The sequence below is a fragment of the Cohnella sp. GCM10027633 genome, from assembly GCF_042675445.1.
Lineage (GTDB): Bacteria > Bacillota > Bacilli > Paenibacillales > Paenibacillaceae > Cohnella.
The window spans coordinates 168,477-190,069 of the sequence record NZ_JBHTGV010000002.1 but is presented as its reverse complement, the minus strand read 5'-3'; the positions used below and the strand labels follow the sequence as shown (position 1 = coordinate 190,069).

Below are 21,593 nucleotides of genomic sequence, written 5' to 3'. Positions count from 1 at the left end.
CCAGACCTTAAGCTTGGATAACGAAAATCCTTGCCCGGTTCATGCCCTCTATTCTTACAGATAAGTTCGCGGCGTGCGGGTAAAAGGCGAATGCCGAATTCGTCGGCTTCTCCGGATACAGGAGCTGAACTTCGGCAGAACTGTCGAACCATCGCGCCAGCGGCACGTTGAATACTTCCTCCGTACTTTGCAGCTTCCATACGGCAAGCAGCATCCTCTTGCGCTGCCGATCAAAGAGGCCGAACGAGATCCACCCCTTGCTCTCCCCTAGTCGCGTTAAGCCGGTAGGGTATACGGGAACCGATTGTCTAATGTGCGAACGCTCATTCTTATAGGCGACGATGCCTTCTTGGATCAAGGACATATTGTAATCGTCCGCGGCGTAGAGATGACCGGCCAACACAAGATTTCCGCACATCCCGTTCACAAGATTGAATATCGTCTGCTCGCCGTCCCGCATCGATTGTTGATAGCTTTGTTCCCATACAAGTCCCTCGTTCTTCTGTTCAAGAAACGGAAGGGGATACGGGTAGCTCCAGATCCCCGACTGCTCGGGCAGCACCGCGGCTTCCGTTCCGGTAAGGATTGAAGGGTACCTGTCGTAAAACTCCTGATCGCTCGTGCTCTGAACGTGAAAATGAGCTAGCGCCGCATAATCTTCCCGCATTGCCCCGGAGCCGCAATTTTCTAGAATCAGCTTGGGATGGTTCGCCCTTACTTCATCGATGAAGGAATAGAAGGCATCCATGTTCTCCCGGACGCCGTCCTTCGACACCCCGTCTCCACTGTCCGCATGCGGAATATAATCGTTATAATCATTCTTGACGTAGCCCACGCCCATCCCGACCAACTTATCGAAGATTCGGTGGAAATAATGTCTAACCTCCGAATGGCCAAAATCAAGGAATACGCGGTCGGGTCCACCGATTCTTCTCCCGTTATGAAGCAAGAACCATTCGTCCGGCTTGGCGTAGAGCTTGGATTTCTCATGGCACATTTCGATTTCCAGCCAGATTCCCGGGGTCATGCCCGCTCTGGCAATATCGTTGAGCATCTCCTGCAGGCCGCCTTCGCCGAAACGCTCATCGACAGGCTCCCAATCCCCAAGCACCTGGACGGGCTCATCCACATGGTCCATGAACCAGCCCGCATCCATGCAGAAGATATCCGCTCCCGCCGTCGCCGCGGACGCGATAAGCGGTTCTAAGCGTTTCCTCGTAGGAAGACCCCAGATGCCATTCATGAAATCATTATAGACGACAGGAAATTCACCCTCCCAAGCATTGGAAGGTTTAAGCGCAAGACGTCTATAGTGCGTGAGTGCAGCAACCGCATCATTGAAATCTCCCTCTGTACAGCCGAAAGCAATAGGAACGCTCGTATACGTTTCGCCCGGCAATAAAGTTTTACTCCAGTTTCCGAACCGCTCGCTTCCTGCGTCCGCATGAAGATATAAGCACCCCTCCGGGCCAGACCAAGACCCTCGGAAACCGATCTCTACATTCCATGAAGTGGAAGTTTCCAATTGGACATACCACGCCTTGCAAGTCTCCTTGTCTTCGAGTACGAACATGGGCAAATACTTGCCGGTGCTGAAGGAACCATAGGAGGAGAAACGAATAGTGTTGGACGGCGGATGCGGCGATTGGTGATAGAGTCCCAAATCCTCGAGACCTTGATTGCGCCATTGTCCTTCTCCATGCCACGTCTGATGAGCGTAATGAACCCGTATCTTGTCCGGATGCTGCCAATTCTTGAGCCCTTCTGTCGCGATTCCGTTCAGGAGCGCGGAAGAGAGGTAATTGAGCTTGCGAGACTCTTCTCCCGTATTCGTAACGGAGGTCTTCTGGCGAATAACCGCGCAACCGGGTACGAATTCGTAATCGACTCTGACTCTTAAGCGCTGAACGTCATGGATATAACTTGCGCTGCAACCCCGCTCGTTACGTTCGAAATTCTCTACTCTCATCTCGGCCGGCAATATCGAACCGCCATTAGGCGGAACGGGAAACAATAAGCGATTGACCCCTTCAATACCGAGTTGAAAGGGTACGGCCGGGATCGCGGCGAATCGTTGATGGCGCTCCCCTGTCGTATGAATAGCTGCCATGGCTAATGTCGTTTCATTGCCTATAAACTCCAGTTGAATGCCTTCATGTTGAATAATTGTCTTGTTCATATTGTCCGTCATTCTGTATCGTCTCCTTGTTATTGATGAGAAGAGCAAAACCTGCAAGCGGAATATCCTGCAGGTTCGTCCGATTATCGTTTAATTTGATATAGGTTTAAGGCATTCTCGAACATGATCTTATCCGCGAATCTCTCCGCGTCCTTCGTTCTCCAAGACCCGCTGGAGACTTTATCGGATAGAACCTTGGAAAGTACATGACGGAAAGCCATGGATGCTCCGACAGCCTCTTCTCCTGTCCATGTGTCACCGCCCCATGCGATTTTCCCGCTATCCCTAAGCACGTCCGCATACACCTGGACTGCATCGACCGCGGCGGATGTCGAGATCAAGGGAAGCCAGTTGATATCGATCACCACGTTATCGTAATTATGGGCTAACGCGGCCGTATCGTAGATCCAAGGGAAGCCTCCGTGGAACAACACGAACGTATTATTCGGATGATCGACGATAAGCGGTTCAAGCAAGATCGGATTGGAGCCTCCGAGTTTCGCAAGTCCTGTATGAATTTGAACGGGTAGTTCTAATTCAGCGGCAATGTCTAACGCGAATTGAAGCATGTAATCTCCGAAGAGATTGCGCTGTAATTCAGTCGTCTGAGCAGGATGCTTGCCGTAAATAGATTCCGCGTCTTCGCGAGTCGCTTTCGTAAACTGAATGGTCCGCTGATAGGCGGAAGCGCATTTCAAGGCAGCAATGGACGGACGGCGACTTCTCAGTTCGTGCTCGAATCTTTCTAGATATTCTTTAAAGGTCGGCAGCCGTTCGAATTGCTGGTGAATACTCGTCTTCTCATTGGTCAGCGACTCCGGATGAAACCCCATCATCCACATATCCAAGCGATAAACAGGCGTAATAAACTCCGGATAACCGACATCGCTGCCGGTATCCCAGAAGCAGTCCTCTAGAAAACCCAGGTAGCCGCCATGCTGCTTCATGAGATTCAGATGCCAATGCGGGTCTTGATGCGCACCGCGAATTTGTTCCGACACCGCGTCCCAATTATGAGCCGTGAGCTCTTCTATTCCATAAATTCGAATAAGGGATTTCTCTAACCATTGGAAGTACGTGTTGTAACGAATTTTATCCAACCAAGCGGTACGCGCTTCTTGATTCGCCTCCGGCGTCGGACCGCACCATCCTACATAGGACCAACCGAATAGCTGCTCCAAATCCAGCCGTTGTTGATATTCCGACTCCCGGTGATGCTCATGCGTGCTGAATACGGGCTTCGTACTCAGGACGGCCTCCCAATCCTTCCAGCCGCTATCGCTACTCCGTATGATGCTCATGTGGATATGACCTCCTTCTCGATCTCAATGATCAATGATGCCGGAACTTCCGCGTCTCTGATCACCTTCAAGCGCGCGGGAACGATTACCCTGCCGACAACGACGCCCTGCTCTCTATGCCAATTCACTCGTATCGGGCCATAAGACGTCGGCAGCTCCGCCGACAATCGATCGGGGCCTTCATCCGCAGGTTTGCGAAGGCGTATCGTCCCCTCCCCCAGCCTCAAGACGTCTACTCCGCTAATCAGCTGAAGCAGCAGGTACGCCGGCGATGCTCCCCAAGCATGGCATTGGCTGACGAGCGGACCTTCCCATAGGTAAGTCGGAACGTTGCCTCCATAAGTGCTCGGCGTTACCCCGTGAGGCGTAGAAGCATCGAAGGTTTCCCACCAGGTCGTCGCGCCTCGATCCACCATGGCCCCCCAATAGCTTCTTATGAGATGGATCGCTCTGCCGGACATGCCGATTCTGACGAACACTTCGAGGACGATGTGTTGGAAGAATGCGCCCTTAATCTCAACCAATGCACCTGTGTCATAGTATCTTTCAATGAACCGCGATGTCTCCTCGTCCGTCATGACTCCGCACCATGCGGCCAGGAAATTCGTCTGCAGCGATAAGTGCTCGGATACCATCTCTCCAGCCATACAATCGCTGAAAGCCTCTTGTTCTGCCAACCATAAGTGCTTGCGGATATCCGCCTTTAATTGCTTGGCGCGGAGCTCATAGGCTACGGCTTCATCCGGTCTGCCCAAAGCGTCCGCCATCTCGGACATCGCTTCCAGAGCCGCGTAGTATAATGCGTTAATCGCCGTTACCTTGTCTCTCTTGTCGATATGAACGGTCCAATCGATGAAGCACCACCAACCCGGGCGATCCGCACCCGCGAACAGCCCCGTCAAGTCTCTCTGCGCATCGAACCATTCCATCAGCCTGCGAAGGTTGGCCCAGATCTGCTCGATCATCGCGCGGTCGCCCGAATAACGCCAATAATCTCGGACGCCTAGCAGCCAATGACCGCAGAAATCCGACAGCAGCTGCGTATTGCGTTCTGGCCCCGTTCCGGGAATGGACCCGTCTTCGTTCTGAATACGCGCTCCTTGCAGCAACGATTTGCGGAGCAGCGCGGTGTCCCCGAACAAGTGATAGATTGCCTTCCCCATGACGACGGCATCCGCGACCCACAGTGCCTTCTCGCGCCACGGACAATCCTCCAGATGATCCTGGCTGTTCATCAAGGTCGTGTATCGACTAATGTCCCATATCCGATTCAACCGTTCATCGTCCGTCTCGAATCGACCTTCTTGCTTGAAATCGTAATGCTGGTGTTCGAAACCAAGCTTCGTTACGGTTAGCGGCTTGGATGCGGCTAGGAAGGTTAGCTGCAGGAAGCGGCAAGCTCTTCTCCCGAACGGCGATAGGCGGTTGATTCCCTTGCAGAGAACAAACGTATCGACATACTGAAGCTCAAGCGATTCACCGTAGGCGATTCTAACGACCCCGCCTTCGGGAGCTTCAATATTCAGCAGCGGACGCCCAACGACTTCCCTCCCGAAATCATAGACGACGCCGGGCAAAGAATAGGGAGCCGAGCAATCCACGGTCATCGCGCCGGCAGGGGCATCCGCCAGCAGATTCGATTCTCCATCGACCGATCCGTAATTTGCTTCGGTCCGAACGATGGCAATTGGCGACACATGCTCCCGGTGCAAGGGAGCGATCTCCGCTGCGATTAGGTTTGTCCAAGGACTTGCCGCATCTCCGATGGAGGCAACGACCTTGGCGTCCTCCCATGCCGTATCGATGTAATCCGGGTATTGCCAGCCGTCCTCGCGATCCACCACATAGATCTCATTAAAACCGCCCCATTGACTAATCCGGTTGTTCTTCGTCTCCCAACGCGGTGAAACTCTGCATTTCCAATGCTCGTCTGTTCCAAGAAGAGGCTTGCCATCCTCCGTCTGAAGCTGAAGATAGAGGCCCCCCGGACCCTGCATTTGGTTCGTGACGATCTCCTTCTCTCCGAAGTGGTAGACGACCGCAGACAGAACATTGTCGCCCGCTTGAATGAAGGAGGTGATGTCGATCGAATCGTAATATTGCCATTCGGGAGAACAAGGCGATGGACCTCTGCCCGCTGGTTGTCCGTTCACGAACAGTTGATACTCTTGGCTAGCCGACACCTTAACCTGATATACCGAATCGTTGGCTTGGAATGACCGGCGGAATTCCACGTAATTATTGGATTGCCCGACAGCAATAGTCGGGTGCCATATCCAGCTTGCCTGGCTCATTATGCATGCTCCTTCGGCAAGCTCTTCTTCCCGATCGCCTTCGCCATACGTTCAATTTCTTCGAATTTCTCCTCGACTAAATACTGCCCGTATCGAACGAATTCCGAATTCGGAATGTGCGTCCAGAACTCCCAGCCGCCGATGTTCCTCCAGCCTTGCGATTGAGCCTGAACGATTGCTCGCTCGCTGCTAATATAACGGTCAAGCTTGGCATCGTTCCATTCGAGCATTTGCCGGCCAAGACTCGCCAACCTATCCACAATCCGATCCGCATAGCGTCTGCCGAGCTCCGGAGAGGAGCCTTTCTCGATGAGCTCATCCACGCCGTAATCCGGATCCTGACGGATGCGTTCGATTTGCACCAACTCGGAATGAAGATCCCATAGCAATGACGTTTCGCCAATGCCTGCATGATCCCCCAGATAACCTTCATCTAGCGCTAGCCAATATTCCGGCGATCCGAACACCGGAATTCTCAGGCGCTCCGACATTCGAACCGCCGTTTCCCGTATGACGATCTGTTGGTTATGACCGTAGTGTCCTGTCAGCAGGATGATCGCCTTGAATCCATTGCGATGAAACTCATAGCAGTATTGCTCAAGCCACGTTCGGAGCAACACGTTCTCCCATGCCATCTCCGGCTCCATAATTATCGTCGCGGGCTTATCCAAGCCTCCCATGCCGCCATATAGCGGCGGATGTACGACGCCGCCTCCGGCTTGCGCAGCCGTACGTACGAGCAGTTCATGCGCTTTGAGCGAATCCAGTCCCAGCGCGTTATGCTCTCCATGCCATTCCACTGTCCCGAGCGGCAGGAACAGGATCGGAAGCTTGGCCTGCGCATCGCGGAATTCTTCAGGCAGCATGAGCTCCCATTGAATACGATGTCGATTTATCTGATTCGTCATTGTGTTCGACTCCTTTAATGATTGAATGATTAACCGCTAGCCTAACGCACGAGCTTCTCCATCCCCGCGCTGGCCCTGCATTCCGTCTGGCCCGGGCATTTTACGGTGCCTCTAACCTCGCCGCTCCTCGTACGCTCCGCTTCCACTTCAATTAAACCGTGTGGAGTCGGGACCTCTGCCTTAATCCAATCGAGAGATCCCAGGGACGGCATGACGGAGAAGCTGCCAAACCCTGGCGTCAAGGGTCGGACGCCGGCGACGTAAGCCTGCAAACCATAGCTTCCCGTTCCACCCCAAGCATGAGTGAGAGATAACGTGTCTCCCCGATCGCCAATCGGAAGACCGCCGTTAATATTCATCATTTCCCAATAGGTTTTGTGTCCTTGTTCTAGATGGCTTCGTCCCACGCGTCGCATGACCTCTAGTCCACGATCCGTCTGACCGGCGTGAAAACTCGCCAATGTCTCGTAAGCGGACATGTACGGCCATATATTATTGTTGTGCCGCCATACCGCGGATTGTTGCGGGAGCACGTCCCACCACCATTCACCGTCCAATGCTTCGTCGAATATCGGAACGACATTAATCGAGCCGCGTTCCGTCCAGAACTGCTTCTCGATCTCCCGCAAGATTAGCCGCGCTCTTGCGGGGTCGACCACATCATGAAGAATCGCCCACAAGTTTCCGTCGATCGCATATCGGTCCCGTTCTTTCGCGCCTGCCGGCATCATCGTCAAGAGCGGATTGCCCGGAACGCTGAACTGGGCAAGGATAGAGCGTTTCGTTCTCTCCGCCTGCTGCCGGCAATACTCCTGCAGAGGATGTTCCGCGAGCGCGAATAATCGATCAAGCGCATCCCAAGCCGCCTTCTGCGCCATCGCCAAGCCGCTGATCTTGCCTCGCGCTTCAATCGAATACATCCAGCTGTTGAGGCCGCTGATCAAGCCGTCCGATTCCATTCGCCTGTTCATCCACGTCACGACTTCGCATAACCTGCCCACATTAGCCCGAAGGTAAGTCAGATCCCCCGTCAACAGCACGTATTCCCACAAATTAACGATTGTCCACATCGTCCATTCATAGAAGATTTGGCCATAAGCGCCGCTGCCCGGAATAATGCCTTGCTCCTCTCCTTCCATATGCTGGAGAGTTAAGAGCATCTCTATTGTATTCTTGACAATCTCAGGCTTATCGAAGGCATATAACGCAGTTAACGATGCAGGTCTGAGATCTCCGCCCCAGATGTCTTTGTCTCTGCGAACGCCGTCCCAGATCACATAGTCCGAATAAGGACCTTGCAAAGATCGCTGCGTATATTGCGAAGGCTGACTGCAAAGTTCTACCGTATACGTTCCCATCGTCCAGCATTCGTTGATTAAATCGTCATTGCATTCGAAGCCTCCGACGGGTTGATAGGGAGCAGCTGTATATTCGAGCCATAATCGGCGGATGGAGAGCGGCTCGCCCGAACGGTTATCCAGCTCGAGATAACGAAGAACCGTCAAGTCCTCTTCCAGCAGATAAGCTCCATTCCCGATCGGAAGCCACTGATCCGCCTGGCCGTAAGGGCGCATTCTCACATAAGTCGGGAATCTTCCGGCAACCCACGCTTCATCTTCGAAGCAGCGATATAGGGAAGAGAACAGTCTATCGTCGCTCGTATAGGCATAGCGTATCTGCGACCGCGCAGCAGCCGCGTCGCCCAATTCCATATGAAGCAGTCCCGCTCGCTTTAATCCAAAGTCGAAGCGAACCTTCTGTCCCGGCTGAAGATCGAACGGTACGAATCCATCCGGAACGAGTCTTCTGTCATGAGGCGAATAGGAAATTCTCATCTGCGCACCTCGCGCGCGACGCCAGGAATGAGGGATAGCTCCCGCCTGAGATCATTTTTCATCCAATCGCACACATCCCATAGCTCGGCTAATGGAGTCCCGGCGTGAGGAACGGCATGCATATAGGGAATCGGCCCATATTCCGGCGTAATCGTCAGCCCTTGTTTTCCTCGTTCGGCATGCAGCGTAACGATTCGTTTCCACCAGTCGTAATGGGCTTGGCGCTCAAGCGTATACTCAGGCGCGCTTGGGTCCGGCACCTGAGGTCCTTCGGCGAATCCTACTCGCGCATGAATATGAACGGCTCTCTCGCAAGCGAGCTCGAGCGAGGCGGCATGATCCTCTAGCAACGATTCGCATACGCATACCCAGTGGCTGAAATCGGCGGCGATCTTCAATTCCTTGTAGTGATTCAACAGCCGAGCCGTATGCCAAGGGGTAAACATCGCTCTCCCCCTATGCGTCTCGTGGGCGACAGGTATACCGACCTTCTCCTCGATTCTCAGCGCGTGCTCGAAGAATCGCCGCTGACCGTCCCATGACATGCTGTCTTTGGCGCTATGAATGACAATGACTCGCGGATTCATCTCTGCGGCATTGAGTATGGCGTATTCCGCCTCGGCCTCGTTGTTCGCGAAGCACAATACGGCTGTCGTAAAGTTGTATCGTTCGGCAAGAAGTCTGAATTGGAAAATAGCTTTGCCTTCCAGAGGAGTATGTTCGATTCCGTCATAACCGGCGACGGCCATTTGCTCGAACTGCTCTTCCATCGCTCCCGACATGCCCCATACGGACTTTAAGATATGAATATTCATGGTTGCTCACCTCGATATCGTCTTCTCCTATTTATCTTAGATAGTGGGCACCGATTCATAAATAATATCCTCTTGTCATTCGGGTAGATTTTTGTCCGAATTCACCGCTGACAAGAAATGATTCCCCTCCCGCCGCCGACTTCTGCCAACTCGTGCTTAGCCGGGTACGTCGGATCACGAAAGCAGGCCCGAGGATAACTCCCTCAGGCCTGCTTCCGTGATTCGCGTTATTAGCTCCGTTCGGTTAACGAACGGTTCAATCTGGCCTTCATCTCCTCGTTCCGGTCAAGCAGCGGGAGCAGCTGCTTGCGCGTCAACGATAACAGCGTGCAATCTGTCAACGCCTTGAGATCGGCGTTGCGAGGCGCGTCTCTCAGCAGCGCGATCTCTCCGAAGTGGTCGCCGTCCTGGAGCACCGCGATGCGCGCGCTCTCTCCGCCTCCGGTCGACTTGCTCACTTCCACCTTGCCGCGGGCGATAATATACATCTTGTTGCCGGCGTCGCCTTGCCTGAAGACGTATTGTCCCCCGGCCACTTGCTCGGTCGCCAGCAAGCCCGAAATCTCGTCCAGTAAGTCCTCGTCCATGTAAGAGAAGAACGGGAGCTGCCTCAAGCGGTCGACATCGATGCTTACCTCGCCGTCCTGCGACAGATGGAAGCCCTGCTGCTTGTTCCAGAGCTCGTAATACGCGCCCTGCTTGCTCATCAATTCGGCGTGCGAGCCTTGCTCGACGAGCTCCCCTCGATGAATGAAGTAGATGAGGTCCGCCTGCGAGACGGTCTTCAGACGATGGGAAGCGGCGACGACGGTGCGCCCTTGATTGGCGCGGGCAAGCATGTCGTTCAACCGGACTTCCGACTCCGGGTCCAAGGAAGCCGCGACTTCGTCGAGGAACGTCAGCTCGTTCGCCCGCACGAGCGTACGCGCGATCGACAGTCGATTGCGCATATCGACGGACAGGTTGGCGCCGTCGTTCTCGATCCATGTCTCGTATCCGTCCGGCAACTCCATGATCCGATCGTGAATGCCTACTGACCGCGCCGCCGCTATCACTTCTTCGTCCGACGCGTCGGCATGCCCGACCAGCAAGTTGTCGCGGATCGTCGCATGGAACAAGTAAGGCTCTTGGAAGATGACGCCCGCCTGCTTCAGCAGCGACGACAGCCGAACGTCCCGCAAGTCGCGGTCGTCGATCCGAACCGAACCGCGTTGCGGATCATAGAAGCGCATGAGCAGCTGGAGCAGCGTGCTTTTGCCCGAGCCGCTGGCGCCGACCACGGCCACGTAGCTTCCGGAAGGAATCGATAACGACAGCTCGCGTATGACCGGATTCGCCTCCGAATAACCGAACGTGACGTTGTCGAATCGAATCGCGTTCGCGATTCCCGGACTGTCGATCGCCCGTTCGTCCTCCGTCAAGTCGTCCGGGAGCTCGAGCACTTCGTTGATTCGCCGCATGCTCACCTCGCCTTCGATCATGGCGGGCACGACTTCCATGAAGGAGATGACCGCCAGCCCGAGCGTGTCGAATACGGCATAGAACGCGAGCAATTCGCCGATCGTCATGTACCCTTCGAACGTGAAATACCCGCCTACCCCTAGGATGGCCGCATTGACGACGGACAGCACCATGATCGGCAGACGCTCGAGGTTCGAGTTGACGAAGCTTCTTTTGACCCCGAGCGCGAACCATACCTTTAACTGCTTATCGAATCTTCGGCTCATCGACTCCTGCAGCCGGAAGCCTCGGATGAGCTTGTACGTCTTCATCTCCTCGTCCATGTTGTTCGAGAACGATTCGACGACGCCGACGTATTCCTCGTTATATCGCTGGGCCCGCTTGTTCAATAGCTTCTGAGGCAGGAACATGAACGCGATGCCGACGACCGCGATCAGAGCCAGCTGCCAGTTCAATAGGAACAGCAAAGCCGTACCGACCAGCATGCTGAGCGCGGATACGATCAGGATGGACAGCGTCTGCAGGTTCGCGTGCTCGACCGCCGGAATATCGATCGTGAACCGGGCGACGATATCCCCGACCCGATAGCGCGAGTAGAAGTGGGCGGACAGCTTCTGAATCTTGTCGTACAAGTCCCTTCGCAAGCCGATCAAGATCGTCTCGTTCAGCTTGGACATCAGATAGTCGCCTCCGACGCCGATCGCCAGATTCAACAATCCGCCGATCAGAAGCGTCGACAGCAGCACGACGAAGACCGTGACGTTCCGCGGGGCGATCGCGTCGTCGATCAGATACTTGATGCTTAAGGACGTGAAATACTCGAACGACAGCTCGAACAATAGGGCGAGCATGAACAAGGCGAATACTTTTTTGCTTCGCGCCAAGTAACGCAGGACGGAACGGTACAAGTAGATCAAAACTGCTCACGACGCCTTCTCGTTGATATACGCACAACCGCGTTGCGTACTGAATTCGAGAAGAGACGCCCGATTCCCTGCCGAATGCCGTCGAATCGCGTTAATTCGCAGGCCGGTACGATACCCGATAGTGTCGACCCGCTTCGATCGTCAGTTCATAGCGGCCGTCCCCGACATTGCGCACTTCGCCTTCGGCGCACGCGGGGAGCTCCGAACTAGCGAAAGCGAGTACTCCCGTTCCGGTCGTGCCGTTGACGCCAATCGTATGCAAGTCCATATCCAACGATACTTGCCCGACTCCGGTCGGCACCGTTCCTCGCATCGAGTCGAGACCGCCAAGGTGCGGAGCGATTCGGTACGTCTCGTAGCCCGGCGAAGTCGGCGTCACGCCCAAGAAGTATTTGCCGATCAAGTAGATCGGACCGGCTCCCCACGCATGGCATAAGCTCTTCCCGAACGGCATACCGTACATGGCGTAATGCTCGTCGTCCGCCAGCGAAGGATCGTACTCCTCCCAGAACGTCGTCGCGCCCAGCTCGATCATGCCTCCCCAGTAGGACAGCATCTCCCTGCGTACGTAATCGTGAGCCCCGCTCTCGCAGAGCACGGCCAGCTCGTGGAACCGCATGTACGGCGTCCGGATCTTCGGTACGCCGGGGTTCAGCATGACGTTGCGAACGACGCTGTCCCGCTGCTCCGCGTTCAGATACCCGTACGTCATCGCGAACATGCTCGCATGCTTCGTCAGCGCCGGCTTCGTCTCGCCGTCCACCCGATGGTGCAGCAGCCCTCCTTGCTCCTCGTCCCAGAACAGGCGGAGCGTCGCGGCCTTGATCTCCTCCGCCAGCGTTCCGTACGCGGCTGCGGCTTGGTCGTCGCCCATTAACCCGGCGAATCGGCTCATCGCTTCCAGCGCGCGGGCGAACAGAATCTGCTCCGTGCTGACGGCGCCCTCGTTGGAGAGGTCCGCCCAGTCCACGAATACCCAATCCTGCGGCCGGCCTACGACCAGTCCTTCTTCGTTCCGCTGCTTCAGGCAGAAGTCCATGAGCGATACGGCGCGATCGTAGTTCTGCCTAATGAAGGCGAAGTCGCCGGTATAGAGGTAGTAATCGGACAAGGAGACGAACCAGTAGAACGAGTAGTCCAGAATCGTGTTGATATGCATCGTCACGGGATCTTTGCCTCGGAGACCCACGATCGTCCGTCTCGTAACGTCGAGATCGAAGAAGCTGTAATAGTTCATGAGGAAAGCCTGATAGGCGTCGCCAGACCATACCCACCGATCGCGCTTAATGCCGTCGAGGAAAAATTCCCGCGTGTTCAGATGCAGCGTGTAGAGAGACATCTCGTAGATCTCGTTCAGCTTCGGATCCGAGCATTCGAACGAGCTTCGATAGTCCACGGGGACATATTCATAGAGCATCGATACGCAGTCCCAGCGAACGCCCGGTTCGGCTTGAATCCAGACGTAGCGATACGCTCGGGCGTTCGGGAGCGTATAGATTCCCTCTTCCCCGGCAGTTGCCGCAAGATCGGCCGCTTCGAATTCGTCGATCAGGACGCACTCTTCCGGCGACAGCGCTTCGGCGACCGACTCCCCGTAAGAGATCGTCACCTTGCCCTCGCCCGTCAGTCCATGGAACCGGAGATAGCCGAACGTCTCCTTGCCGAAGTCCAAGAGCGGATGTCCTTCTCTGTTCTCGAGGCTAACCGGCTCCCAAGGCGTCACGGCCAAGCGGAACCGGGACGGAGCCGCGTCGGGCGAATCGAACGTCCAGCTGCCCGCCTGAACCCAGTCGTTCTGGTAAGTCGTGACTTCCCAGGACGAATCGGTCCGTATATGGTCCCCCTCGACGTATAGCGCCGGCATATCCGCATCATGGAACACGCTGATGGAGATCTCGTGACGCCCTACCGGCAGCGTGATCTCGGACCGGCTTGTACGATCGTTATCCTTGCCGTCCAGATAGAGGGCAAACGTCCCTTCGGCGAAGATCTTGATCGTCTCTTCCTGCGGCAGATCGTAAGTATAGCGGAACTTGACGTTGGAATAGTGGCGGTCCAGCCGCCAGAAGGACGGATAATTCCCCTGTCGCGCCGTGCGCTGAACCGACATTCGCTCGTGCAGCCTGACCTCGAAGTCCCCCGGGTACCAGATCCAAGTTGCTCCTTGCCTTGCTTCTTGCTTCCGCAATGTCGCTATCCCCTTTCCCTCTCGTTACATCGATTGTATACTAGGTGAAACCAGGACGAACCCGGGAGAAGTGACAACGAACATGGGCCATAGTGACACCATTATAGAAGGACATTCCCATACGAAAAAAGCGGCCAAAGCGCAGCTCCATCACTCCGCGGAGTCCGAGCATTTTCAGGGGGACTTCCCTTTCTTCGTCAATCGGTGGGAGGAAGGCTTCCAGCTGCGGGAACACCGTCATGCCTACGCGGAAATCGTCTACGTCATGTCGGGCGAAGGCTTCCACTACGTAGGAGACGGCGTGGAGAGAACGGGAAAGGGCAGGCTCTACGTCTTGCCGGTCGGCACCTCCCATCTATTCCGCCCCGTGAGCGCGACGGGATCGAATCGGCTGCTCGTCTACAATCTGTGCATCCGGCCGGCGTTCATCGACGAGTTGACCGCTTGGATCGGGCGGCATATCGGCGGGGACGCGCCGTCCGTCTTCGCCGGCGAGCCGGGGACGCATCTCTCGCTCTTGGATCGGAGAATGGAGCTCGGAAGCTTGTTCGAACGGCTGCACCGGGAGTTCACGGAGAAGCCTAGCGGCTACGGACAGAGCATGCTGTCGGACGTGATGCATCTGGCCGTACGAATCGACAGGCTGTCGGCGGAGGCAGCTAGCCCCAGGGCAGCGTCCGCTTCGACGGGCGGCGCAGGCCGAACCGGGCTGCTGAGGTTGTTGGAGGGGATGGCCGATCGCATCGCGGAGCCCCTCACGGCGGAGAGTCTGGCCGACGAATCCGGCATGAGCAAACGGAACTTCATCCGGCTGTTCCGGAAGCTGACGGGGATGGGGTTCTCGGCCTATCTGCAGCATAGACGCGCGGAGCTGGCGTGCCGGCTGTTGCGGGACACGGACGATTCCGTCGACGAGATCGGCAGAAGCGTCGGATACAAGGATCCCGGCCACTTCCGCGAAGTGTTCCGCAAAGCGATCGGCACCACTCCGCTGAAGTATAGGCTGGAAGCGAACGGCAAGTAAAAACGGCGGCAGCCGGGGACCCGTGAGTCCTCGTCTGCCGCCGTTCGTCTTACTCCGCCGCTCCTACCGCTCCATCAGATAGAACAAGTAATCGGTCGGGATCCCCGCATGCCCTTGCTGCCTAAGCATCGCGGTTATGTTGCCCCGATGATACGTCCCGTGGTTGACCACATGCTGCAGAATGTCGGAGAACCGCGTATCGAGACTGCCGTGCCGCGGATGCGAGATCGTCATCGCCTTGTCCGGATCGGGCGTACGCAACAGCAAGTCGCGATACCGTTCGGCGACGCCGGCGAACAGCTGCCGCATCTCGTCGACGGTTCTGCCCTGCGACTCCTCCGTCCACCCCGGCATCTTCGGGAAAATCTCCTCGTTAGGCACTTCCGATAGCACGTGCAGGTACAGCTGATCGAACAAGTAAATATGTCCGAGCGTCCGAGCCACGGACGGGAATACGCTCGTCACCTCCGCTTGGAAAACGTCTTGCGGAAGCTGTTCCAGATGAGCGAACAGTCTGTCGTTCGCCCAGACATGATAGTCGAATAATTCATTCGCGCGTTGAACCATGGATGACTTCACCCTTCCTTCTCTTCTTCGTCGTTCGGCTGCCATCGCCTTGTTCCTATCATACGACGGGTTCGATGACAAACGCTGTCAGCGAAGTTCAATCGGGATCGTCTTCGTGCTGCGCGGCGATCGCGGACGCGAGCTCCCGGACCCGGCGCTTCAGCGCCAGCGGCTCCCGAATGCGAATGGACGTGCCGAACGTCAACAGATAGGCTGGAAGGTACTTGTCCATCGTCGGAGCGTCGAGCAGGAAGCGCGCTTCCCGGTCGGTCCGCTCCGTCACGTAGTGTCGCAGATGCCAGTGCGCGCATACCGCGTTCAGCGCGTCTTGCTCTCCTTCGATGCGGATAACGACGGACGGACCGTCCGCCACCCGCCCTTGCTCGGATCGGTCCCGGAAGTACGCGGATGCGGAGAAGCCCTCCGGCTTCTCGAACGTCTCTTCGGTCGGCTCCGTCCGCTCGATGCGGTCCACCCGGAACGTCCGCACCGCCCGCGACCTGCGGCAGAACGCGACGGCGTACCATTCGTTGCGGTCGTACGCCAAGCCGTACGGATCGATCTCTCGCTCGCCGGCTTGCTCGGCGTTCTCCTTGCGATAGGCGATGCGGACCGTTCGTCCGTCCTTCGCCGCCTGCTCGAGCTCCCGCAGCGACGGGACGACCGAAGGCGGCCTAGCCGGAGCGAAGACGTCCAACCCGCCCGTCAGCCGGGTCAGGTCGTGCCGCTGCTCCTCGTGCAGCCCGTTCTCCACCTTCTTCAGCGCGCCTTCCAGCTCTTCCGTATACGGATAGCCGGCGCCTTGCGCGAATTTATAAGCGTCCAAGAGCGCCTTCAGCTCCAGCGGGTTGAAGAACAACGGCGTCTCCTTGAAGCTATCCAGGATGCGGATGCCGCCGTCGTGGCCCGATTCCGCGACGACCGGCACGCCGCTGGCGCATAAGGCGTCGATATACCGGTACACCGTGCGGACGCTCGTCTCCAGACTGTCCGCGATCTGCGAGGCGGTGAGCTTCCTCCCCTCCCGCAGCATCCATAGCATGGACAGCATATTATCCCATTTTGCCATCGGATCACCTCTGAGACTAACATAGTCTCAGTCTATCATACCGGCCAATGCCATTCGACGAGATCGTCGCTCCACGCGATGCCTATGCACGCGTGAGTATCGAAGATGACGTCCTCGCCCTGAGGGCCGGTTCCGTGGAAGAACAGCAAGTACTTGCCGATTCCCGCTACGCTGGTGCAGTCCAGCAGGAAACCGGCCGTTATCCGGCCTCTCGCCCACTCCCACTCCCGCTGACCGAGCGTGAGAAGCGTCCCGTCATCGTCCCAACGGACGAGGTCCGCGGATCGCTTGACGCCGATTCCGTTGTCCGGGGAATGAAGCATCAGATAATGGTCTCCCCGGGCGACGACGCACACGTTCTCTCCTGCCTCGGCATGCCCGGCGTACGACCAATGCTTCAGATCGTACGAATACGACATGCTGACGCCGTTCTGCTTGAAGAAGCACCACCACTTGCCGGGCTCTTGAATGCTCTCGACAAGGTACGGGTCGATCATGCGGCCCATCTCCTCGACCGGCGTATCTACTCCCTTCACCTTCAGCAGCTCCGGCTCCGTCCAATGAACGAGATCCGCGCTCTCCATCGTATAGAGGCGGGCCGTCCCGTTCGCGTACTTCTCCCCGTTCGGCCGCGGGTACGTCTGCAGGCACATGACCCACCGGCCGTCGCGACGAACGACATTGCCGGGACTCGAATAGTTCAAGGCTTGATCTCTCGGCGTCAGCCGTCTCGGCTCGCTCCAGCGAATCAAGTCTCTGCTCTCGCTCGTAGCCGTATAGAGGAACGCTTGCCCGTCCTCCTCCGTCTCAACCAACGTGTAGAATAAACGGAATACGCCATCAGCGTAGATGGCCGCTGGATCGCGGTAGGCGATCCGTTCGTTGCCCTTTAACAAGATCGGCGACGGAATGCCGGCTAACGATAAGCTTGCCACAATTGCGCGCTCCTCTCTTCGCTTGCTACTCGGACGTCCTCCGGACGCCCGCGCCGTTCCCGCGAAGGAGCTGTTCCCGATATTCGCCCGGCGCCTTGCCGGTCTCCATCTTGAACGCCTTCGCGAACGATTGCACGGTTAAATATCCGACTTGCAAGGCGATGTCCTGTATCTTCCAATTCGGCTCGCCGAGGAGCGCCTTCGCCTTGTCGATCCGCTTGTCGCCGATCGTCTCCTTGAGCGTGCGGCCGGTCTCTTCCTTGTAGATCTTCCGCAGGTGCGACGTGCTGATCGCGAACAGCTCGCTTAGCCGTTCGATCGACAGGTCCTCGCCGAGATGCTCGTCGACGTATGCGGTCACGTCTGCGATCAATTCCTTGTTCTTCATGCTTCTCTTCTGGTCGAGCTGGTCGAGGATCAGATCGTACAGCACCTGCATGTACTTCACCATGCTCTGCATCGTCTCCAGCTCGATCAAGTCGGTGTAGCGCAATTGCTGGATGGACGACTGGAAGCCGAGATTGGCGTCGATCTCGTAGATGCTCCGCAAGGAAGACGAGAACAACTGCAGGAAGTACTGCCGGACGACTTCGATCTGGTCGGCATGGTGCGTCATCATATGACGCTCGAACTCCAACAGGCTCTGCGAGACGCCGTCTCTGTTCCCGGTCTTGAAGAACGTGAGCAGCTGCTTCTCGATCTTCAGCGGGTAGAGGGCGATGGCCGACTCCGTCTGAGGCTCCTTGTAGAAAATCACGTTGTTATAGCCGTAGATGAGCTTCTGCCCGGCCGCGGATTCGGCTTCCGAGAAGCATTCGCCCAGCTCGTTCAGCCCTCTGTGCAGCGAGCTGACGCCGAGCGTGACCGATCGGCCCGATTCCGCCTGCAGCGTCTCGTGCAAGTAACGAAGCCATGGGTACAGCTCGGCGCGTATCGCCGCGGCGTCTTCCCCGGTATGGCGCGCGTTCAGCACGAGCACCATCTCGTTCGTCTCGGACTCGACGAGGTAGCCGGCATCGAACCGGTCGCCGAAAGCTTCGGCTTGGATCCGTTCGGACAGCTTCACGAGCAGCTCGTTGCGCATCGATTCGTGCACTTCCTGGCTGAACTTCGCGTAATCGTCCAGGGAGACGATGACGATAAGGAAGCTGCCTTCCGCATCGAGCTTGACCCCGTAGTACGTGAGGCGTTCCGTCGTCCTGGCGTCGATCAGCTCGACGCCGCTCGCGAGCCGCAGCAGGAACTTATCGCGGCTGTGCTTCTCGTAATCCTGGAGCAGCAGCGTCAAGTCTTGATTGTGCACGATGAGCCGGTTGACGTTCCGTTCGATCTGCGCGACTTCCTTGCCGCCGTCCGCGGCTTGCCGGGAATCGCTCGATGCCCCCCGCAGCATGCCGAGCATACGATTAAGGGGATTGAATATTCGCCTCGATAACAAGAGCGAGCCGAGCAAGCTAAGCAGAATCGCAAGCGTGCAGATGATGACCGTCGCCTTGCTCCATACGCTCAGGCTCTTCGTGATCGCCTTCTTCGGGAGTGTGTAGATGTACTTCCAGCCGCTCGCCTCGGATTGGACGTAGCAGACGAGCGATTCCGCGCCCCGTACGTCGGTGAACAGGTTCCCGGACGCGCCGCTCAATATCGAGATATCGAATTCGCCCGACGTTCCGCTGACGGGCGACGAATCCTCCGATGTTTTCTGAGAGAGAATATGGCCTTCCCGGTCGGTCACGATCAAGTGCGCGTCGTCGTTCGTGTTGAGGGAGTCCATGATCTTGATTAGATAGTCGCTCTTGATGTTCATGACGACGTACGCGGCCGGCGTTCCCGAATAGATGATCGGCAGCGTCTTCACGATCGTCATGACCGTCTCGTCGCGCGTCGACGAGATCGCGGGAAGCGCGCGCGTGCGATCGAACGACTCGTCGATCGTCTGGCCGACGAGCGACTCGGCGAACGCCCGGTCGTTGAACTGCGCCAGCGGAAGCGCGCCGTCCTTGGAAGACAAGACGAACCGCGGGCCGGTATAGTAAATATAGACGGAATGAATGTAGTCGCTCGCGAGCACGACGTTGTCCAGCCGCTGCTGGACCCGAAGCTGCATGACGATATCGGAATTGTTCTGATACTCCATGTAGTTCAGGAACGTCGAGTCGAGGAATACGGCTTCCATCGCCTTGTCGACCTCGGACAGGACGATCTCCTGCCCGTTCTTCAGCAACTGCAGCGTATTGCTGCTCGACTGGATGGCATCCTTCCACAGAATCTTCGAGGACGTATAATAGAGCGCGCCGCCGGATGTAAACGCAACCAATAACGACAACGCCAAGAAATAATAGAAATACTCAAATAAGCTGCTCTGCATGAATCGCCATCTCTTCGCGCGAACCATCGGTAGACCCCCCTCCCCATGCGGAACGGCGCCGCGCCCCCTTCGTCCGAGCACGTTACGCCCCGGCCTTCATCCGCGTCCCCTTCAGCTCGTTGTACAGGACGATCTTGGAATCGAGCACCGCCTTGCCGCCCTTCTTCTTCCACGTGTCGACGTAGTCGTCCCATTCGTCCAGCGACGCTTGGCCGGTCACGAACCGGATGAACATCTCCTCCTCGTACTTCGCCACGTCGGCGCCGTACGTCTTATGTTCCTCCGTAAGCGGGATGCCGTAGAAAATATCCGAATACAACGTATAGCTCGAAGCCGCATCGATGAACCGGTTGTTCTCTCTCTCGATCGGGTCCTTCGTGCCCTCTCCGGCCTGTTGGACGAGATCGACGCGGGAGACGATCTGGCTGAGCGGGTCCAGCCACTTCTCGTCGTAAGCCCGCTGACCTTCCGGCGTTCTCGGCTCGGTCGCGGACGTATAGTGCGTCCCCTTCACGCCGAACTTCGCCAGCTCCCAGCCTTCTTCCGTCGACAAGTAATCCAAGAACCGGATCGCCGCTTCGGGATGCTCGGCCTTCGCCGAAATCGCGATCGATGCGCCGACGTTGCCGAAAGAGTACATGCCGCTCTTGCCTTCCGGACCGACGATGCCGGGCAGGATCGGCTCCCACCTTGCCTCCGGCACGAGCTCCTTCATCTTCAACTGCTGGGTCAGTTGCTGCGGCGCGATCGACCACCATGCGTTGAAGTAGCCGATCTTGCCTCGGGCCGCTTTCAGCAACGCCTGATCCTGCTTAATCGTGAACAGCTCCGGATCGACGACCTTGGCGTCCCACAGCTTCTTGATATACGCGATCGCCGATTTGTAAGCCGGAGATATCGCGACGGGAACGATCGTATCGCCTTCCGCGTAGCTCGCCATCGGCGCGCTGCCGCCGATGAAGCCCGGCGCGATGCCGTAGGCGCCGAAGATCGGCATGAACGATTCGCTGTAGGAGTTCGTCACCCCGAGCCCGTACGTGTCGTCCGCGCCGTTGCCGTCGGGATCCTCGAATGTGAACGCTTGCAACATGGTTTCGAACTCGTCCAGGTTCGCCGGCGGCTTCAGCCCCAGCTTATCCAGCCAATCGCCCCGCACGACCGGCACTTCCTTGCCGGCGACGTTCTCGTAAGGGATGACGTATTGCTTGCCCTTATATTTCGTCAGTTCCCACAATTCCGCGGGAATGTTCTTCTTCAAGTTCGGACCGTAGCGGTCGATGAGGTCCGTCAGCTCCAGATAGAGGCCTTGGTCGGCGTAGTTCTGGTAATCGAAGCCGCCGAGCCGGCTGAGATCCGGGATGTCGCCCGAAGCGGCGAGCACGTTGTACTTGCCGTTGAAGTCGTTGTTCGGATACATCGTCGCTTTCAGCTTGACGCCGGTCCGGGCTTCGAGCTCCAGCGTGCTCGGGTTGTCGTCCTTCCAGACGCGCCCGAGATCCGGCTGGATGAGGGAGAGCGATGCGGAGGCACGCGGCGAATCGCCGTCGCCGGCCGCGCCGGAACCGGTCGGCGCGTTGCCGCCGTTCGCGCAGCCGGCCGCCATCGCGACCGTTAAGGATAAGGCGCAGCAAGCGGCCGCGCGGGATCTCGTCGTCGGTTTCATCGGCATCCCCCTCCCGTCTGATAGAGTTATATTATAAGCCAAGCCCGGACGACAACATAGCCT

General features: G+C 57.0%; 14 protein-coding genes. 1 reads left to right on the top strand and 13 read right to left on the bottom strand.

Annotation, left to right across the window (positions count from 1 at the left end; all coding sequences use genetic code 11):
* Positions 1 to 7 precede the first annotated feature (7 nt).
* The 8 genes from ACFQZG_RS05525 to ACFQZG_RS05490 all read right to left on the bottom strand — a co-directional run bounded on the left by ACFQZG_RS05525 (position 8) and on the right by ACFQZG_RS05490 (position 13,907).
* A complete protein-coding gene (locus ACFQZG_RS05525) occupies positions 8 to 2,191 on the bottom strand; it encodes a glycoside hydrolase family 36 protein (protein ID WP_378150561.1) in 2,184 nt (727 codons plus the stop codon).
* A gap of 71 nt (positions 2,192 to 2,262) precedes the next feature.
* The gene (locus ACFQZG_RS05520) at positions 2,263 to 3,480 is read right to left on the bottom strand and encodes an amidohydrolase family protein (RefSeq protein WP_378150560.1); all 1,218 of its coding nucleotides are present in this window, start codon (positions 3,478 to 3,480) and stop codon (positions 2,263 to 2,265) included.
* Positions 3,477 to 5,774, bottom strand: a complete 2,298-nt coding sequence (locus ACFQZG_RS05515; protein ID WP_378150559.1) for an alpha-L-rhamnosidase-related protein — start codon at positions 5,772 to 5,774, stop codon at positions 3,477 to 3,479. Before ACFQZG_RS05515 ends, ACFQZG_RS05520 begins: the two co-directional genes overlap by 4 nt.
* On the bottom strand, positions 5,774 to 6,682 hold the full coding sequence (locus tag ACFQZG_RS05510) for a creatininase family protein (RefSeq protein WP_378150558.1): 909 nt from the start codon (positions 6,680 to 6,682) through the stop codon (positions 5,774 to 5,776). The genes ACFQZG_RS05515 and ACFQZG_RS05510 overlap by 1 nt, the downstream gene beginning before the upstream one ends.
* Before the next feature lie 41 nt (positions 6,683 to 6,723).
* Positions 6,724 to 8,517 (bottom strand): alpha-L-rhamnosidase C-terminal domain-containing protein, encoded by a 1,794-nt coding sequence (locus tag ACFQZG_RS05505; protein ID WP_378150557.1) that lies wholly within the window; start codon positions 8,515 to 8,517, stop codon positions 6,724 to 6,726.
* Positions 8,514 to 9,332 (bottom strand): sugar phosphate isomerase/epimerase family protein, encoded by an 819-nt coding sequence (locus ACFQZG_RS05500; protein WP_378150556.1) that lies wholly within the window; start codon positions 9,330 to 9,332, stop codon positions 8,514 to 8,516. The genes ACFQZG_RS05505 and ACFQZG_RS05500 overlap by 4 nt, the downstream gene beginning before the upstream one ends.
* A 230-nt stretch (positions 9,333 to 9,562) precedes the next feature.
* Positions 9,563 to 11,701 (bottom strand): ABC transporter transmembrane domain-containing protein, encoded by a 2,139-nt coding sequence (locus ACFQZG_RS05495; RefSeq protein ID WP_378150555.1) that lies wholly within the window; start codon positions 11,699 to 11,701, stop codon positions 9,563 to 9,565.
* Between the two features lie 109 nt (positions 11,702 to 11,810).
* Complete coding sequence (locus tag ACFQZG_RS05490) at positions 11,811 to 13,907, bottom strand: alpha-L-rhamnosidase-related protein (RefSeq protein ID WP_378150554.1); 2,097 nt, start codon at positions 13,905 to 13,907, stop codon at positions 11,811 to 11,813.
* 82 nt (positions 13,908 to 13,989) lie between these two features.
* Here ACFQZG_RS05490 and ACFQZG_RS05485 point away from each other — a divergent pair, with 82 nt between their 5' ends.
* Positions 13,990 to 14,931 carry a helix-turn-helix domain-containing protein gene (locus ACFQZG_RS05485; RefSeq protein WP_378150553.1) on the top strand — a complete coding sequence of 314 codons (942 nt, stop codon included), beginning with the start codon at positions 13,990 to 13,992 and terminating at the stop codon, positions 14,929 to 14,931.
* Between the two features lie 63 nt (positions 14,932 to 14,994).
* Here ACFQZG_RS05485 and ACFQZG_RS05480 read toward each other — a convergent pair whose 3' ends face one another.
* The 5 genes from ACFQZG_RS05480 to ACFQZG_RS05460 form a co-directional block, all read right to left on the bottom strand.
* Positions 14,995 to 15,498, bottom strand: a complete 504-nt coding sequence (locus ACFQZG_RS05480) for a DinB family protein (RefSeq protein ID WP_378150552.1) — start codon at positions 15,496 to 15,498, stop codon at positions 14,995 to 14,997.
* A 97-nt stretch (positions 15,499 to 15,595) separates the two neighbouring features.
* A complete protein-coding gene (locus ACFQZG_RS05475; protein ID WP_378150551.1) occupies positions 15,596 to 16,567 on the bottom strand; it encodes a helix-turn-helix transcriptional regulator in 972 nt (323 codons plus the stop codon).
* Positions 16,568 to 16,602: 35 nt separating this feature from the next.
* On the bottom strand, positions 16,603 to 17,502 hold the full coding sequence (locus ACFQZG_RS05470) for a sialidase family protein (protein ID WP_378150550.1): 900 nt from the start codon (positions 17,500 to 17,502) through the stop codon (positions 16,603 to 16,605).
* A gap of 25 nt (positions 17,503 to 17,527) precedes the next feature.
* Positions 17,528 to 19,894: a helix-turn-helix domain-containing protein gene (locus tag ACFQZG_RS05465; RefSeq protein WP_378150549.1), complete on the bottom strand. Its 2,367-nt coding sequence runs from the start codon at positions 19,892 to 19,894 to the stop codon at positions 17,528 to 17,530.
* A 55-nt stretch (positions 19,895 to 19,949) separates the two neighbouring features.
* On the bottom strand, positions 19,950 to 21,530 hold the full coding sequence (locus ACFQZG_RS05460; protein WP_378150548.1) for an extracellular solute-binding protein: 1,581 nt from the start codon (positions 21,528 to 21,530) through the stop codon (positions 19,950 to 19,952).
* Between the last annotated feature and the right edge of the window lie 63 nt (positions 21,531 to 21,593).